Below are 15,785 nucleotides of genomic sequence, written 5' to 3'. Positions count from 1 at the left end.
GCGGCGTCTCCCTGGTAGCTCAGATGCCAACAAACAGCGCCTGCAGATGCGCATAGCTCATGGCATCGCGTCCCATGGGAGTCGAGCTTCCAGTTTCCAGGAAATCCTGCGCCAGTCTTGCGGCATGGCCCCACAGCACCTGCGGAATCCCGCTCCCGGCGCTCAGTCGCCGGACGCCTAGCTGACCGAGCGCCGATGCGTCAGACAAGCCCGGCCATGCCATGACGTTCAGGGGCAGTCCGACGGCAGCCACGACGGCCTTGATGTCTGCGGGCGCGGACAGCCCCGGCACGAATAAGCCATCGGCGCCCGCACTGCGATAGCGCGCGGCGCGCTGCAGCACTTCGCCGACGCGTTTGTCGTCCTCGACCAGCGAGCCCAGATAGACGTCCGTACGCGCATTGACAAAGATGTCCACACCCGCGCCGGCAGCGGCGTTCTTGATGGCTTCGATCTTTGCCGCGAGCAGCTCGGGCGCATCCCGGCCGTCCTCGATATTGATGCCGACGACGCCGACCTCCATAAATCGCAGGACCGTCCGCGCCACCGCCGCGGGTTCGTCGGCATAACCGTTCTCGATGTCGACGGTCAGCGGCACGTGCAACACGCGCGCAACGCTCGCCGCAACCTGGACGGCCGTGTCCACAGGCATGGTGCGGCCGTCGGGATAGCCGTTGGCCCAGGCGACGCCTGCGCTGGTGGTCGCAATCGCCTTGGCACCGAGACTTTCGAACAGCCTCGCGCTACCGGCGTCCCATGCGTTTGGCAGGCGCAGCGGCTCGGAGGCTGTGTGCAGTTGGCGGAAAGTATTGGCAAGAGAAGACATGGTTGCGCTCCGGGAAGGGAGAGGTTCGGGAGTGAAGCAGCTCACGCTATTCAGGCCGGCGTGGGCGGTTTGTCCGCGACGATTTGTGTGTCCGGCCGAATCCACGTCTCATGCCGCGATGTGTTTCTGCATGAAAACACTCATTGGGTCGTTCGTGTAATCACCAAACGGTCCCCGGCGCCGATAACCGGCTGCGGCATACAAAGCCAGCGCCTCATGTTGGTACGGTCCGGTTTCAAGCTTGAGCAACTTACAGCCAGAGTCTACTGCCCGTAACTCGAGCAGAGTGATGAGTTTCTTGGCGATGCCTTGCCCTCGGCCGCGAGGACTGACATACACGCGTTTGAGTTCGCCGAATTCAGGGCAGAGGACAATCGCCCCACAGCCAATTGCCTCGCCCAGACGGTCCCGCGCAACGGCAAAGAGGACATTGGGCTGCTTCAACGACGCCAGATCCAGGGAGTGCCGGCTCTCTGGCGGGTAAAGGGAGTCCTGGTATGCGTCCAGTTCGGCAATGAGAGCGATCACGTCGGGTTGATCGGGTGATTCGAGGGCAATAATCATGGCAGGAGAAGCGGGGAGAAAGGGAAATTGCAATACCGAACGACGAGAGAACCGACCGATGACGGTCGCTATCTGAAGTTGCTCTGCCGATTGTTAACGATCTTTCCCGTGCTGTCGAACGTCTCAATGCGGCCGACGCCGATCTGAAGATAAACTGGCGAGAAGCCCGTCATAGATCGGGCAATGTCGGGCAGAAGTCGACCCCACAACTGACGGAGATTGCTGGGTGGTTGGAACGAGCACTTGCAAGGTACAACCGCCCTTCGCTCTTGCAGCTCGTAAGGCGGGTCATCGGCCTAAGCGGCCGTTCGCAACCTGCAAAGGGTACGTTCGCTATCGCGCGGAGCTCGGACGAACGCGGTCGCGTTGCAATTGACGATCAACATGGCCGTGATTAGCGACGGATGCCATCGAAGAAAGCGCGGTGCTTTGCAGCCTGCCGTCCGGGTAAGGGAAGCAGGGATCAACCGCGACCATACGCCCATGTGCCCTCGGTACCCAAAGCACGGACGAAGGAGTCTCGGCCAGTTCCGGCGAGCCATTCACGAACGGACTGCATCGCAGGATTGATTTCCCGCAGCGCGTTTAGGTCGGCATGCCCCGCAAGCGGCCCTTCATCCAACAGAGCGGTAAGACTGGCGAGGAAAGGGCTGGCCTCCAGCACCTCGTCCGTGAACCGCGAATACGCAATCGGGCGTCCTGCCGCTTGGCTGAACAGAGCCTCGAGATCCTTGCCGGTCACGGTATCACTGGCGATCTCAAAGGTCCGGGCGCCGAAGCGGTTCGGGTCTGCAAATATCGGTTCGACAAACTTGCCGATGTCCTCCACAGCCAGAAGCTGGATGGACTGTTCAGGGTGCATGAAAAAGTTGAAGCGCCCCTCGTCAAGTCCGAAGCCCGGCATTACCAGCATATCGATAAAGGCCACCGGGCGAATGATCGTCGCCTTAATCGGCAGCTTGCGAATATGCGCTTCTATACGCATCTTGCTATCGAAGTGACCCATTCCAGTAGGCCTGTCGCTGACCGCGCCCCCCGAGCTGTAGACGAGATGAGTCACGCCGCATGCGACAGCAAGGTCCGCGATCGCGATGCCGAAGCGCACTTCCTCTTCGTCCGTCACTTCACCGCTAGGCGAACTCTGCTGAACGCTGAATACGCCATAAGCACCGCGCATCGCCGTTTGGATTGCATTGGTGTCGGCATAGCTGCCCTGGACAAGCTCAGCACCCGCGTCACGAAGCGTGATTGCCTTCGCTGAGGTGGGATCGCGCACCAGCGCCCTTACCCGCCACCCCGCGTTGAGAAGCGCTTTCGCAACGGATCCACCTTGTTGACCCGTTGCGCCGAAGACCACGATCGATTGCTTGCTATTCAACATAAACTTCCTCCTGTCCATACACGTGAGTTACTAATATATACTCACGTGGAAAATGCCGGAAGACGGCACATTTTTCAACCTCAGGCACAGGGATGATACTGTTGAAACACTCCATACACGGGCGGCCCTACGAGCAGACAGAAGACGGTCCGCGCTTCCAGTCCTGCGCTCCTCATGGAGTGCTCTCCCGGCTTGGCGACAAATGGACGATCCTCGTGATGTCGCATCTCGCCATCGCCCACGGACATCGTCTCCGCTTCTCCGAGCTCAAGCATGGCATTGAAGGAATTACCCAACGCATGCTTACGCTGACGCTCCGCAATCTGCAGCGCGATGGGCTTCTGACACGGCACTACTTCCCGGAAGTGCCGCCACGCGTCGAATATGAACTGACCAGCATGGGCGCCAGCATGTTACCTGCCCTTGAAGGCTTTACGTCATGGATCCGCGAGAACTGGCCGCACATGGAGCAGTGCCGGCGGGAGTACGACGATGCGCAGGAATAATCGCAGCCCACACCTTGGTCGCCCCAGAACCGCAACTGACGGATATCTGTATCGCGTTGATTCGAGACGGACTGCCGGAGAAGTTTCGCTTGCGGGCACGATCTAGTTCGCGGAAGCACCAACACGAACGACAGGTCTCTGGATTGATCATCAGTTGGCTGAGTGACAAAGATTGGTGCGAGATGAGACCGTCATGTTGGCTTCACGTCGCGACGCCGACAACGTCCACATTGCTGCCGATTTCAGCCAATCAATGATAGATAGTCGACCGTCCGCTCAGGCCGACGAACCGCCGCTCGCGTAGTTTCGGCAATTGGCGGTTGATCGGCCTTGGCCGTCATTCGCTAAATCGCGGACTGAGGCCAATGCGAACGGTCGCTTTCAATAAATTCGAACGTGCCTTATAGCCCCGTCGGTCATTCACGTTGTGGTCAGCCACACCTGCACGGTCGCATTGAACCGCTGCGGCTCCTCTCGCATAACCCAGTGCCCCGTGTCAAAGGCAAGCACTTGACAACCCTCTCGTGCTGCCAAATCTTCGGCCCATTGCGGGGAATGGAATATGAAGGGTCTGCGCGATCCGTAGATGAACAGCATCGGGCAGCGCGGTACAACTTCGGCCAAGTGTCTGTACGATCCATGAACGCCCGTCCATTGGATATAGTATGGATAGTTCATGGACGAACAGATGAATTGTGGATCCGCAGGAGCTCTCAGCCAGTGCGCCATGGACGTCGTCATCCGGTCACCGAGCCTCCCTCCGATACGCCACGCAATGGCGAGCCACACTTGGTACCTGACGATCATGGCCTTAGCCTTTACGGGCAATGACTTGACGTATCGACGTGAAGGCGCGTCGCCAATGTCCACCCCAATGATCTTTGATACCAGTGAGGGATGCTTCATGTAGAACTGGTAGCCGAATACGCAGCCCCAGTCATGCAGCATCAGGATAATTTTCTCGCCCGGACACGTCTTCTCGACTACTTGCTTGAACGTGCCAATCAAGTGAGCCAACGAAAACGCTTGGCGAGGTTTATCGATGTCGAAACCGGGTAGTGTGAACCGAACACAGCGGTAGTGCGCCCTGAAGAACTCGACCTGCTCGTCCCATAGTCGATAGGTGTCGGGCCACCCGTGGATCATGACGATGGTTTGGCTCCCTTCACCTTCCACAAGAACATCGATTCCATCAATCGTCAGCGTTGTGTGCATGGCGCGTCCTGTTTGCGGTCCGGAACTATTGTTCGGAGATTGGCCGACGGCCACCTGAGGACCTAACCGACCAAGATTCATCAACGCCGCTTTTCCCTGAGCGCGGGTCCCTTATGGGGATGCAAACAGAGCAACGGAGGGGTTGCATCGCCTATCAATAAGGTAACAGGATGTCGACAGATGTCTGCACTCGGACGTAACTGTCGATCGACCGCTCCGCTGGCCGATGGCACCTTTTAACCAACGTCTTTGAAGCTAACATTCACGACGACCGGGGCGATGTTCGCCCGACGTCCGTCTTGGCCGACGACCCGCCCTCTACTTCGCATCGACTATCGGCGGGTCCTCGGCCTTTCCCGCCATTCTGGTGCCCCGAATCTACCCCGCTGCGAATGTCGGGTGACGAGAAAGTCGAATGAGTCTTACCGATCCGCAACGCCCATTCGCGCGCCCGTACTTCAAGGTCCCGGTGCCTTACCGGTACCGTCGCTATCCGCTTCACGCCCCTTCGCCGGCGTCACCTCTGTCCTACCCCGTTCGCCCGCATGCAACAACGCAGGCGCAAAGAAACACCCCATAACCGCAGAAAGAATAATAAAAATCGAAGCCGCATCGACCAGAAGTCCGAAACGCACGAAAATAAAGAAGCAGCATAAGAGATTCGACAGGTGCAAAAAAAGCCCCAAAAAAGTAGACCCCTTAGGCACCGCTCTCAGAAACAAAGCAAACCGCGATTGAGTCCGCGGCACATACCAAATAATCAGCAATCCGAACATCATGATAAATGCACTTTCCGCCCATTTCAGCCAGGTCGGTCGACGCAGAAACCGCCCCTCAAAAATAGTCTCTATAACCTGCGCTTGTATTTCAATCCCAGGCACCAGTTCCCCCAACGGGGTCGTGCGCATATCAGTCACCCCGGTACCCGTCAGTCCGACCAGCACCAGTTTGTTCCTGAACCGTTCCGGATCAACTGTTCCCTGCAGGATGTCGCGTGCCGACACGTAGCGGCTCAACGTCGATCGAATGGACGCAAAATGCAACCAGATATCACCGCCGGGTTGCGTAGGCACCTCCGCATCCGCGACACCCACAGCCTGCACGCCCGACGTGTCGGCATAAACATCGATCGCCGATGACCCCGTAGCGAGGCGGAGCATTTCCATCGGCAGACCGGGAACCAGCTTCTCCCCCAAACCCATGATCAAGGGAATATGCCGGACCACGCCTTGCTCGAGCGCGACGCTCAGCATCGCCTGCCCGTGGGCCGCCGCCTGCAATTCCGGCAGGCTGGCAAGCACATAGTCGAACCGTTGCACGCGGCTCAGCGGGTCGGTGCCATGCACGAGGATCGGAGCGCTTCGCATATCGGTGCTGGCCGCGAAGGTGGGATGGTCAAGCGCCGCAGCACCCAGTATGGTCGGCGCTGCGCGCAACGCGTTCGCGAGAATGGCTTCGTGACTGGGGAGCGCCCGCAAGCTGGCGGCGAGCGCCCCAGCCGTTTCCGGCAGATTGCCGGCCACCTTGTCGGGAGAGGTCTGATCCGGCTCAGGCATGTAGATGTCGAGACCGATAGCCAGCGGTTTCAGCGCCGCAATGGCATCGATCAGGGTCGCGAGGCGATTTCGCGGCCAAGGCCATTGACCGACGGCTGCCAGCGTCGCGTCATCAATCTCGACAATGGTCACGGGTTGAGCAGTCGGAACTCGCGGGAAGCGACGTTGATACTGGTCGAACAGAAGTTGCCGGGCCGTTTTAAAGGAATCAGGAAGCGCATCGTCAAGCTCGGTCACGAAAGCCGGACGTGTTATGTCGCTGGGCCATTCACTGGACAGGTTGATAAGGCTCAGGCCGAACAACACCAGAAATGCCACCGGACGCCCCTGAACCGCCTTAACCAGACTCTTGATGCGGGCATGCCATAGGTCGTAGTAGCGTTTCATCAAGGGGAAGGCCGTTCACCGTCGATGACTGTCGCTGATCATTGGACGGTGATGACTACGCGCCGGTTCATGTGGTTGGGGACACCATCGGCGGTGTGGACCAGTGGCTCGCGCTTGCCCCGGGCAGCAGTCTCTATCTGCTGGGCAGGAATGCCTTGCTTGATCAGGAACGCGGCAACAGTCTGCGCTCGCCGCTTGGACAGGTTGTCATCGAAATCCTGCGCACCCGCCAGATCGGTGTGACCGACTACCACGAGCTGGGGTGCAGGCCAGGTCGCCAGGACGGCTTTTAACTCTTTAACCGTGGCGAGCGACTCCGGAGCCAGATCGGTGGCAGAGTCGAAGAGAAAGAAGATTGTGAATGTCCTGGGGCGAGGAGGCCGGGCCGCGAGTAGCTCGCTATATCGAGTTTCCACGACGGATTGGCTATCCATCGTTTTTTCGATGGCGCCGCCCTGACTAACATCGACCCCGGCGTAAGCCTTGTTTATTGTTTGCACTCCGGTGGAGCTGTGGACAATGACTGCTCCGACCTTGCCCTCCGGATCCGGCAATAAAATAATTTTGTCCGGAGGCGTGCTGCACGCGGACAAGAAAACCAGCGTGACACATGCTGCTGCAAATGCTCGCCCGTGACGTCGGATGAAGGCCTTCACCGGGCGCCCTCCCCGTTACCGCCAACTTCGATGATAAATGAAGTGCCGCGCACGCCCAGCGTCGTGGTCGGCGTGCTGAAACGGACAGCATCCGGATTCGCCTTCGCCAGCTTTCCGGAAATCACTGCCAGGGAACCGCGTTTGATCGAGGCATCGAGCACCCCGTCATGGGTCGTGGTATTGAAGGCGAATTTGTTGAGCTCGAGGATGGAATTGGCGCCGGCCGAGAGTTGGGTGTCGTCACGCAGCGTGATGCCCACCGAGGATTCCGGCCCGGTCACTATGCGATCGCTGCCGAAAACCTCACTGCCAATGGCCGCGCCCGAACTTGCTCCGGCCCGCTCGACCTGCACCGTGCCCTTGACGGTCTTGACGACGCCGGCAGCATCGGCGGCAAGTGCATCGCCGACAGCCATGCACCCGCAGGCAAGAATCAAGGCATATCTGATGGCTTGGAGACGCATCGGTGGCACCTGATTGCGTAAGCGCTGCTTTGTGCGCGCAGCGTGACTCCCCCATGTCGGCCCAGTGTTGTGAGGGATCATTCCCCACTGCTCGCAGAGCTGCGGCTTATGAAGGATCTGCAGAATTATTGTTCGTGGAGCTCAGGCGAAAACGTTTGTGCGGTAGCGAAAAGAGTATGGCCCGCAACTCAAATCTCTCTGTGCGCTTCCGCGCATATCGCCACCAGACACTTTTTTAAGCTGGGGGTTTGCGGCTAAATGAACCCGTCAACAAGGTTTCCCGGGAAACACTTCAAAACGGTTGAGAGCCGGTTGTGCACCCCGCTAAGCTCCATTCCAAACGACAGGAAAAAGCGGATGGTCCATCGGCGCCCCTTCCGCCAGCGTCTCCGCGAGACCCGGAAACTCCGGTGAGGTATGCCAGCGCCGCGGCGCATGCCGAACATCGTCGCCGATAAACCGAATCGAGAATGCACGCCGCCGTGTCTGCCCGCTCACACCACCGGACGCATGGAGCGTCAGCATGTTGAAGCACACCATATCGCCTGGTTCCAACGCCCATCCGATGATCGGATACGCTCCTCGGTCAGCCTCAATATCCGGCAGATCTGCCAAGCTGCCTTCGGGAAACCACTTCGCCTGATTGTCCATGAACGTACGCGGCATCAACCACGGCCCAAGATGCGACCCCGCGACAAACTCCAGCCTCGACTCCTGCGAGACGGGATCGACCGGAATCCACATGCTGACGTTATCGCGGCCGGTGATGTTGTAGTAAGGCTGGTCCTGATGCCACGGCGTACGCTGCCGGGTATTCGGCTCCTTCACCAGCAGATGATCGTGGTAAAGGCGTATGGTCTCGCTTCCCAAAAGCGTCGCGGCAACCGCGGGCGCCGCCGACTGAAAAATGAACTGGCGATACGCTTCGTTATCCTGCCAATTGCAGAAGTCTTCGAAGAACCAGCCCGGATCGTCGGGACGGCTCGCGACCTTCGCGCGAGGACTGGGCGCTTGCAGGTTTTTATCGATACCCTCGCGCAGCAAAGCCACCTCTTCCTGCGTGAAGATCTGGCGAATACAAACCGCGCCATCGCGGTGATAGTCTTCCATCAATTGCGGCGTCACGGCCCGCGCTAGACGGGCGGTTACGGTCTCCAACATACCTGACTCCCTACGAGAAAAATTGGGCTGGATCGTGACGCTCAATCGACGCTCAATCGCCGTAAATATTGAAATTGAAGTACTTTGCAGCGACCTGTTGATACACGCCGTCCTGACGTATCGCGGCAATGGCCTGATTGATCTGCGTTGCCATCGACGTGTCGCCCTTTCGTATGCCAATGGCGACATCACCCGCCACGCGACTGTCCCCCACCGGCTTGCCCACCAGCGCGAAACCCTTGCCTTGCGGCGTCTTCAGAAAACCGAAATCAGCTTGCACGGCGGCCTGAAATGCCGCATCGAGACGATTCGTCACGAGGTCCTGGTAGATCTGGTCCTGCGTCTGATACGACACCACCGTCACGTTCTTCGGCGCCCACTCTTCCTTCGCGTAACTCTCCTGTGTCGAGCCCTGCACAACGCCCACGCGTTTACCCTGCAACGCCTGCGCGGTAGGCTGAAGGTTCGAGCCCGCCCGCGCAATCAATGCCGAGCTGCTGTTGTAAAGCCGATTGCTGAAGTCAATCTGCTGACGCCGCGCCGGCGTAGCCGACATCGCCGAGAGTATGGCGTCGAACTTGCGCGCCTGGAGCGCCGGAATCATGCCGTCGAAGTTCTGCTCGACCCACTCGCATTTCTGATGGAGTTGCGCGCAGATCGCGTTGCCCAGGTCGATATCGAAACCCGTGAACGATCCATCCGGCGCCTTCGACTCGAACGGCGGATAGCTGGGATCGACGCCGAAGCGAATGGCCTGCTTATCCTGTGCGAGAACAGCAAGGGGCAACATCGCCAGTGCGCAAAGGGCTGAAAGCGTCATGTGTTTCATGGAGTTCCCCGTCGGTGTTGAATCAATGTGAGCGGTCGGTGATGAGCGTTGGAACTTGATCGGGTGACGCTACCGTAGCGCGACAGAAAACAGGGCGGGAGAGCTAGAATCGTGAACGTGGCAACCAGAGGTGAACACTCCGGGCGAACCCGTCTTTATCATCGAGAGCGTATGAAACTTCACCAAATCCGCACGCTGATCGCCATTGCCGAAGCTGGTGGCGTACGCGGTGCGGCGCGCGTTTTGAAAGCCTCTCCGGCGGCGATCACCAAGAGCCTGCGCCAGCTCGAGGAAAGCGTGCAGATGTCGCTGGTGGTACGCACGTCTTCAGGCGTCACGCTCACGGAGAACGGCCAGGCGCTACTGGTTCACGCCCGACTGATCTACGCACAAATGACACGCGCCCAGGAAGCCATGAGCGCCCTGCGAGGCGCCACGCAGGGCAAGCTCACGGTTGCTGTCACCCCGTGGATTGCGATGACGTTCCTGGCGGACACGGTCACGCGCTTTTGCGAGCGCATGCCTGATGTTCGCCTCGAATTCTTCGAGGGTTTGTTATCGATAGCCAATCCGCGCCTGCGCGACGGCAGCCTCGACTTCTTTATCGGCCGGCCGGAGCCTGGAGCATTCGGTGTTGAATTTCAGTATCGGCCATTGTTTTCGTCGACTTGCGCGCTCGTCGCTCGCGAGGGACATCCGCGAGCGAATTGCCATTCATTGGCGGATCTCAGCGATCTGGACTGGGTCTTGACGTGGGACCCGTTGAACGAAAATGCCCTTGTCGACAACATGTTCACTCGATACAACGTGCCCGTGCCGCGAAAGATTCATCTCACTCATTCTCTTTCTATAGCCATTGCGTTGCTCAAAAAGACCGACATGGTCAGCGTATTTCCGTGGCCACTGGTCGAGGTCAGCGCGGCCAAAGAAGGTCTGTGCGCCATACCGTTGCGCGAGCAACTCGATGACGCAATGGTCAGCGTCATCTCGCGCAGCGGTCATCCGGCGAGTGCCGCGTCCGAGTGCTTTATAGAATGCATGATCGAAACGATTCGCGAAGGATGCGAATCGAGTTTGCCGGAAACACGCCACGTGCTGCAGTCAGTCGAACTGTTGATTTGACTAACTTAAAAAAAACGGCGCGCACCCTTGAGTGCGCGCCGTTCGTTCCGAAGTGTCATGCACGGCGGCAAACCGGGCACGTCACGTCAGAATACGTTGCGAAGGCCCACTGCAACGCCGGTCTGGTTGTTGCGTCCCGGAAAGTCTGCTTGCGCCGCGCCGGTGCCATGGATGAAGTCGACCGTGCCATACACTTCTGTCCGCTTGGACAGCGAGTATTCGGCAAGCAGCACGCCCGAGTAGCGGACGCCGCGGCTAAGCGTAGTCCCGTCCGCGTCTAGCGCATTGCGTGAGTGGTCGTAGTAGGCCGCCGCAGTCAGCAGCAAGGGCGGGGTCACCTGCCACGTGGCGCCTGTGTAGAAGCCGTCGTCGATGCGGTTGGTGTTCGTCACAGGCGCCGCGAAGTTGGCAGCCGGTGAGTTTGCAGCCGACATGAAGATATCGACCATGCCGGTATTGTCCTGCGAATGCAGCCAGCCCGCGAAGGTCTTGACCGTGCTGAAGGAATAGACCGCGCTTACGTTGACAACATTGAACTTGTTGTTGTGCACGTCGCTGTTCTGCTGGAAGCCCGCATCGAAAGCCAGGCCAGCGAACGTGTAGGACGCGGTCAAACCGTACATATTGCTCGCGCCGGTGCTGCCCGCCACGTTGCCGAAGCCATACATGGCTTCCACGTTCAAGCCGCCGAACTGGCCGTTGTACTTGACGGAGTTGTTCTCGCGCAGGCCGTAGCCGAGTGCGCCCGGCAACCAGCCATCCTGATCGTAGTTACCCACGGTCAACGGGTCGTAGACGTTCCCTAACTGATCGAACAGTGGCGTGTTCTGGCGACCCAAGGTGACGGTGCCGTACTGGTTACTCGACAGCCCGACGTAAGCCATCCGGTTGAAGAGCGTGCCCGAGCTCGCAAGCTGGCCGTTCCAGAGGTTGAAGCCGTTTTCAAGGCGGAACACTGCAGACAGGCCGCCGCCGAGATCCTCGGATCCCTTCAAGCCCCATCGGCTGCCGGTGATCGGGCCGACGCCCATCGATACCTGGTTGTCGTTGTTCGCATCGGCGTTGGTGAGGTAGCGGACGCTCGTGTCGACGATGCCGTACAGCGTGACCGAACTTTGCGCGAATGCGGACTGAGCAGCAATGGCGATCAGTGCGCCGCCGATTGCGCCGATTGCGCTGGTAGTTTTCTTCACAGAGTGTCTCCCCTATTGATTTGCTGGGCAAACTACGGACGTATGTAACGCTGGTAGCTCATGCGCGATTTATGATCGCAAGCGGGATCATATTTCCATCAAATTAAATGGGGATCTGTTTTCTATTGCCGTGTCTCCCGTTCGCAACATTGGATTGACTTCCGTGTCGCGGGATAGTCTATAAAATCCGGGGCTATAGGTATTTATTGAAACGCTTTTAAATACTGTTTCGGTCTGCGACCGGGGAATCACTAATAGACGTCTGGCGCATTGCAGGAATCGCCGACTCTCGTTCCGAAGGGGCTGTTTCCAATCACGGTTAAAATGTCCGTTTAGTTGCATCGCAGTGATGCGACCCGGTTCGAGACCGATCTCCAAATGCCCCTTCTGACTGACGACGCGCTGAACGAACTCGACCAGTTCCTGACATCCGATTTAGTTTCGGATGAGACATTGATGGTCGATGCCCTGGACGGCTATTTGACCGCCATCGCGATCGGTCCGATTACGTTGATGCCGAGTCAATGGATTCCGGGTATCTGGGGCCCGGAGCCTGACGACGCACCGGCATTCGAGTCGAAGGAAAACGCCCAGCGCATCATGGGTCTTATCATTCAACTCTTCAACGGCATTATCGAGACGCTGGAGAAAGATCCAGACTCACTTGCGCCGGTCTTCGGCGAGAACAGGTTTCGAGGCGATCCGCATGTGTATCCCGACGCTGAACCTTGGGCGCTTGGTTTTATGCAGGGTCTAGGCTTGTGCCGTTCAGCCTGGCAACCGCTGTTCGATGACCCGGATGGGCAAGTTTGGCTAAGGCCGTTGCAATTGCTGGGCTCCCTGGACCTTAGCGATGAAGAGGAGTCACTCGTCCTTTTTCCCGATCAACGGGAAGAGCTTTCAAAACAGATTCCCGGCAGCATTGCCGTGATCTACCGTTATTGGCTTCCGTTCCGGCAAGCGGTGTTCGAACGCGAACTCGCAACGACCGTCCAGCGCACGGCTCCAAAGGTCGGCCGCAACGATCCGTGCCCGTGCGGTTCCGGCAAGAAGTTCAAGAAATGCTGCGGAGCGGGAAGCGTGCTTCACTAGCCCGGCATTGAATCAGGTAACCGGTTGTTTGCATCAGCAACACTCGCCAGACTCTTCATCCGACAATCAGTTTTAATCCCGCAGGCAGCGACTCTCCAAATACGCGACCCGTGTCGGCGTTATCGAGTGTCACGACCTCGCGAACCATGTCGACCCACGCTGACGGCGCATTCGCAGCTTCGAGTCGCCGCACGACAGTTTCGCGGATCGGCTCCGGCAGATCCCTCGAACGGTCGCCGGTCATGCGTGCGATTTGCGCGGCGGCAAACACGGCGGGCTCAATCTTTTTCCAGTCCAGCGCGAGGAGTGCATCGAGCCATCGGGTCGCCACGTCCGCCGACACAACACCGTGCGCGCTGCCATAGAACGGCCGACGTGCACCGATGCGGCCAACCGCCCACCAGCCCTGCAAATTTTCCGAGGGCCGTTCAAGCCGAGCCAAAAGCTGTTCCGCGATTTCAACCTTACGATCGACAGAAATGCGTTCAAGCGACGCGTAAAGACGCAGCATGTCCGCTTGGCCCACCTTCGTGGGATCGAAGGGCAGCTTGTGCCGCTTCGTGCCCGCAGCAGCCTGAAGCCAGGCCATGGCATCAAGCACCTGTTGCTGCGCATCCTCAGGCAAGCCGCCCGCCGCGCGGCGCCATAACGTCCACCATTCCGACCACACCTGGCCCTCGTTGACATACTGAATGCCATCGTCGAAGAGCGACCAAAGCTGTTCGATGCGCCATTCATCGAGCGGATAACCAAATCCCGGCCGCACACAATAGCCCGCCAGATTCAGCCATAGACGTTCATGATCCGCGGAACGCCTGCGCCGGCCGGCGCGCTCCCAGAGCGCCCCGAAGAGTTCGCGAAGCAGCGCGCTATCCCAACTCTGACGTGGACCGAGTAGCTGTTCAAGTCCTGCACGCAGGCGCTTTACTTCCTTCGGATCCACATTCGCCGAGCGGGCGCCGAACGTGCGGTCGATGAGTTCAATGGCCTTGTCCAGCGAGGGATGTCGTATGGTTTCGGAGACGTCGTGTTCAGCATCGTCACGGCGCAACTGGAACTCGAGCAGCCATCGTTGCGATGCGTCGTCGGTTGCGATGCAGTGCATCTCCAGTCTGCCCAGTTCCGTCAGCGATGTCGTGAGTCTGACCGGTCGCTCGCGGAGCCCGCTTGCATCCTGCTGCGATACTACAGTTGCAACCGGCGGCAAGCGGATGAAATCGCCCGTCGTGAGATCGACAAGCTCGCCTGGCTTCCAGGCTGTGTCGGCGACGGTAGAGACCAGATGGAAGCGCACCGGTGCCCCAAGCCGCAGCGCAAACACGCGATCCTCGAGATGTACCTCGTGACCTTCTTCGGTTCCGCGTGGCAACAGGCACACGCCTCGCGATGCCTGGGCCTCGTCCTGCGCGTCGCTATCAAGGACGAGGAAATAGCTGCGTGGCGAACCGCCGCCAATGCGCGGCGCATGTCCCTCACGCGCTAGGCCGTAGGCGACCGCACCACGCGCGACAGCAACATCGGGATGATCGTTTTGCAATACGTGCAGAGGCTGCTGGCGCCATGTGCCGAGCGCACTCGCCAGACGCCCTGAGAGCGCTTCGGCCCGGAACACGCCGCCGTTGAGCAGCAGGGTATCGGGCATCGATGTTTGCGCCGTATCCGATACACCCAACGCCTCGCGCGACTGCGCATCGAGTCGTTTCAGAAACGCTGCGATGTGCCGCGTGATTGCCGGATCGGCCGCGTAGGGCAAACCGAATTCGACGAGCGCGGCCCGCGACCGTCGAGGCAATTCGTCCGGACCGCCGGTTGGAAAGAACCCTTCCACGATGATCTGCTCGACTTCATCCCGGCTCAGCTCCGTCGTGCGTGCGCCGCCGACAAGCCGCGCTCCCGCACCGAGCAGCGTGATTGCAACGGAGTCGGGCGGGTGTGCGCCAAGCAGTTGTTCCTTCGCGGCGCGGCATCGTTCGACGAGTTGCGACAGGCTCGCCGCCGACAGGCGCGTTTGCTCCTTGGCCAAACGTGTCTCGACCAGATGCGCCAGCGCAAGGTCCATGTTGTCGCCGCCGAGCATCAAATGATTGCCGACGCCGATGCGAGTCAGTTGCGGCTCACCATCCTCAAAATGCACCTTGATCAGTGTGAGGTCCGTCGTGCCGCCGCCCACATCGCAGACGAGCACCAGACGCGTCTGGGCGAGCTCGGCGCCAAGTGTCGCGCGATGATGAAACAGCCAGTCGTAGAACGCGGCCTGAGGTTCTTCCAGAAGCCGCAGCGCGGGCAGCTTCGCGATGCGCGCTGCTTCAAGCGTCAGTGCACGCGCGCCATCATCGAACGATGCAGGCACGGTGAGCACCACGTCCTGATGTTCGAGCAACGCGTGGGGGAAACGGTGGTTCCATGCAGCCCGCACGTGAGCCAGATAGCTTGCGCTTGCAGTTACCGGCGAGACCTTGCCGACTTCATCGTCCGCGCCCCATGGCAGGATCGGCGCGAGACGGTCGACCGATGCATGCGAAAGCCAGCTTTTCGCGCTGGTCACGAGCCGCCCCGGCACCTGCGCGCCCAGCGTACGGGCGAGCCGTCCGATCACGGCCGGTTGCATCTCGCGTTTGTCCGCGCCGCTCCACGGTAATTGCAGATCGCCGGACGCAAGCTCGCCCTGCGCCGGGTGATAGCGCACGGACGGCAACAGCTCTCGCGCGCCAACCTCGCCGAGGCCCACGAGCTGATCGATATCAAAGATCCTGATCTCGTCAGTACCCGCCTCGACGTACGCTACGACCGTGTTGCTTGTGCCGAGATCGATACCGACGATATAGCGCTTCAT

14 protein-coding genes are annotated in these 15,785 nt (G+C 59.4%); 3 read left to right on the top strand and 11 right to left on the bottom strand.

Annotated features, from left to right (window positions below; all coding sequences use genetic code 11):
• Positions 1–19: 19 nt before the first annotated feature.
• The 3 genes from FH08_RS0120220 to FH08_RS0120210 form a co-directional block, all read right to left on the bottom strand.
• Positions 20–826, bottom strand: coding sequence for an isocitrate lyase/PEP mutase family protein (locus FH08_RS0120220; RefSeq protein WP_031360088.1), 807 nt, complete (start codon positions 824–826; stop codon positions 20–22).
• Positions 827–934: 108 nt separating this feature from the next.
• Positions 935–1,390, bottom strand: coding sequence for a GNAT family N-acetyltransferase (locus FH08_RS0120215; RefSeq protein WP_031360087.1), 456 nt, complete (start codon positions 1,388–1,390; stop codon positions 935–937).
• A 463-nt stretch (positions 1,391–1,853) separates the two neighbouring features.
• On the bottom strand, positions 1,854–2,747 hold the full coding sequence (locus tag FH08_RS0120210; protein WP_200878769.1) for an NmrA/HSCARG family protein: 894 nt from the start codon (positions 2,745–2,747) through the stop codon (positions 1,854–1,856).
• Between the two features lie 125 nt (positions 2,748–2,872).
• Between FH08_RS0120210 and FH08_RS0120205 the strand changes: the two genes are divergently transcribed.
• Positions 2,873–3,277: a winged helix-turn-helix transcriptional regulator gene (locus FH08_RS0120205; protein WP_152602874.1), complete on the top strand. Its 405-nt coding sequence runs from the start codon at positions 2,873–2,875 to the stop codon at positions 3,275–3,277.
• A 420-nt stretch (positions 3,278–3,697) separates the two neighbouring features.
• Here FH08_RS0120205 and FH08_RS0120195 read toward each other — a convergent pair whose 3' ends face one another.
• The 6 genes from FH08_RS0120195 to FH08_RS0120170 form a co-directional block, all read right to left on the bottom strand.
• Positions 3,698–4,492 carry an alpha/beta fold hydrolase gene (locus tag FH08_RS0120195; protein ID WP_031360084.1) on the bottom strand — a complete coding sequence of 265 codons (795 nt, stop codon included), beginning with the start codon at positions 4,490–4,492 and terminating at the stop codon, positions 3,698–3,700.
• 458 nt (positions 4,493–4,950) lie between these two features.
• Entirely contained in the window at positions 4,951–6,435 is a 1,485-nt protein-coding gene (locus FH08_RS0120190; protein ID WP_035566684.1) for a CHASE2 domain-containing protein, read from the bottom strand.
• A 38-nt stretch (positions 6,436–6,473) separates the two neighbouring features.
• On the bottom strand, positions 6,474–7,091 hold the full coding sequence (locus tag FH08_RS0120185) for an OmpA family protein (RefSeq protein ID WP_031360082.1): 618 nt from the start codon (positions 7,089–7,091) through the stop codon (positions 6,474–6,476).
• Entirely contained in the window at positions 7,088–7,555 is a 468-nt protein-coding gene (locus tag FH08_RS0120180; protein ID WP_031360081.1) for a FecR family protein, read from the bottom strand. Before FH08_RS0120180 ends, FH08_RS0120185 begins: the two co-directional genes overlap by 4 nt.
• A gap of 324 nt (positions 7,556–7,879) precedes the next feature.
• Positions 7,880–8,716 carry a phytanoyl-CoA dioxygenase family protein gene (locus FH08_RS0120175; RefSeq protein WP_031360080.1) on the bottom strand — a complete coding sequence of 279 codons (837 nt, stop codon included), beginning with the start codon at positions 8,714–8,716 and terminating at the stop codon, positions 7,880–7,882.
• Positions 8,717–8,768: 52 nt separating this feature from the next.
• Complete coding sequence (locus FH08_RS0120170; RefSeq protein ID WP_031360079.1) at positions 8,769–9,545, bottom strand: ABC transporter substrate-binding protein; 777 nt, start codon at positions 9,543–9,545, stop codon at positions 8,769–8,771.
• Positions 9,546–9,716: 171 nt separating this feature from the next.
• On the opposite strand from FH08_RS0120170, the gene FH08_RS0120165 reads away from it, so the two are divergent.
• Entirely contained in the window at positions 9,717–10,667 is a 951-nt protein-coding gene (locus FH08_RS0120165) for a LysR substrate-binding domain-containing protein (protein ID WP_031360078.1), read from the top strand.
• 86 nt (positions 10,668–10,753) lie between these two features.
• Here FH08_RS0120165 and FH08_RS0120160 read toward each other — a convergent pair whose 3' ends face one another.
• Positions 10,754–11,860: a porin gene (locus tag FH08_RS0120160; RefSeq protein WP_031360077.1), complete on the bottom strand. Its 1,107-nt coding sequence runs from the start codon at positions 11,858–11,860 to the stop codon at positions 10,754–10,756.
• Positions 11,861–12,238: 378 nt separating this feature from the next.
• Here FH08_RS0120160 and FH08_RS0120155 point away from each other — a divergent pair, with 378 nt between their 5' ends.
• Positions 12,239–12,952, top strand: coding sequence for a UPF0149 family protein (locus FH08_RS0120155; RefSeq protein ID WP_031360076.1), 714 nt, complete (start codon positions 12,239–12,241; stop codon positions 12,950–12,952).
• A 55-nt stretch (positions 12,953–13,007) separates the two neighbouring features.
• Here FH08_RS0120155 and FH08_RS0120150 read toward each other — a convergent pair whose 3' ends face one another.
• Entirely contained in the window at positions 13,008–15,785 is a 2,778-nt protein-coding gene (locus tag FH08_RS0120150; protein WP_031360075.1) for an Hsp70 family protein, read from the bottom strand.

Origin of the sequence: Caballeronia sordidicola (assembly GCF_000729995.1) — a bacterium.
Lineage (GTDB): Bacteria > Pseudomonadota > Gammaproteobacteria > Burkholderiales > Burkholderiaceae > Caballeronia > Caballeronia sordidicola_A.
Note: the sequence above shows the minus strand (reverse complement) of the source record. Positions and strands in the feature narration are given on the sequence as shown.

Excerpts from the sequence above, each read along its gene's own strand:
- FH08_RS0120175 (WP_031360080.1), bottom strand. The coding sequence starts at position 8,716 with ATGTTGGAGACCGTAACCGCCCGTCTAGCGCGGGCCGTGACGCCGCAA.
- FH08_RS0120180 (WP_031360081.1), bottom strand. The coding sequence starts at position 7,555 with ATGCGTCTCCAAGCCATCAGATATGCCTTGATTCTTGCCTGCGGGTGC.
- FH08_RS0120215 (WP_031360087.1), bottom strand. The coding sequence starts at position 1,390 with ATGATTATTGCCCTCGAATCACCCGATCAACCCGACGTGATCGCTCTC.
- FH08_RS0120220 (WP_031360088.1), bottom strand. The coding sequence starts at position 826 with ATGTCTTCTCTTGCCAATACTTTCCGCCAACTGCACACAGCCTCCGAG.
- FH08_RS0120190 (WP_035566684.1), bottom strand. The coding sequence starts at position 6,435 with ATGAAACGCTACTACGACCTATGGCATGCCCGCATCAAGAGTCTGGTT.
- FH08_RS0120150 (WP_031360075.1), bottom strand. The coding sequence starts at position 15,785 with ATGAAGCGCTATATCGTCGGTATCGATCTCGGCACAAGCAACACGGTC.
- FH08_RS0120195 (WP_031360084.1), bottom strand. The coding sequence starts at position 4,492 with ATGCACACAACGCTGACGATTGATGGAATCGATGTTCTTGTGGAAGGT.
- FH08_RS0120170 (WP_031360079.1), bottom strand. The coding sequence starts at position 9,545 with ATGAAACACATGACGCTTTCAGCCCTTTGCGCACTGGCGATGTTGCCC.
- FH08_RS0120155 (WP_031360076.1), top strand. The coding sequence starts at position 12,239 with ATGCCCCTTCTGACTGACGACGCGCTGAACGAACTCGACCAGTTCCTG.
- FH08_RS0120165 (WP_031360078.1), top strand. The coding sequence starts at position 9,717 with ATGAAACTTCACCAAATCCGCACGCTGATCGCCATTGCCGAAGCTGGT.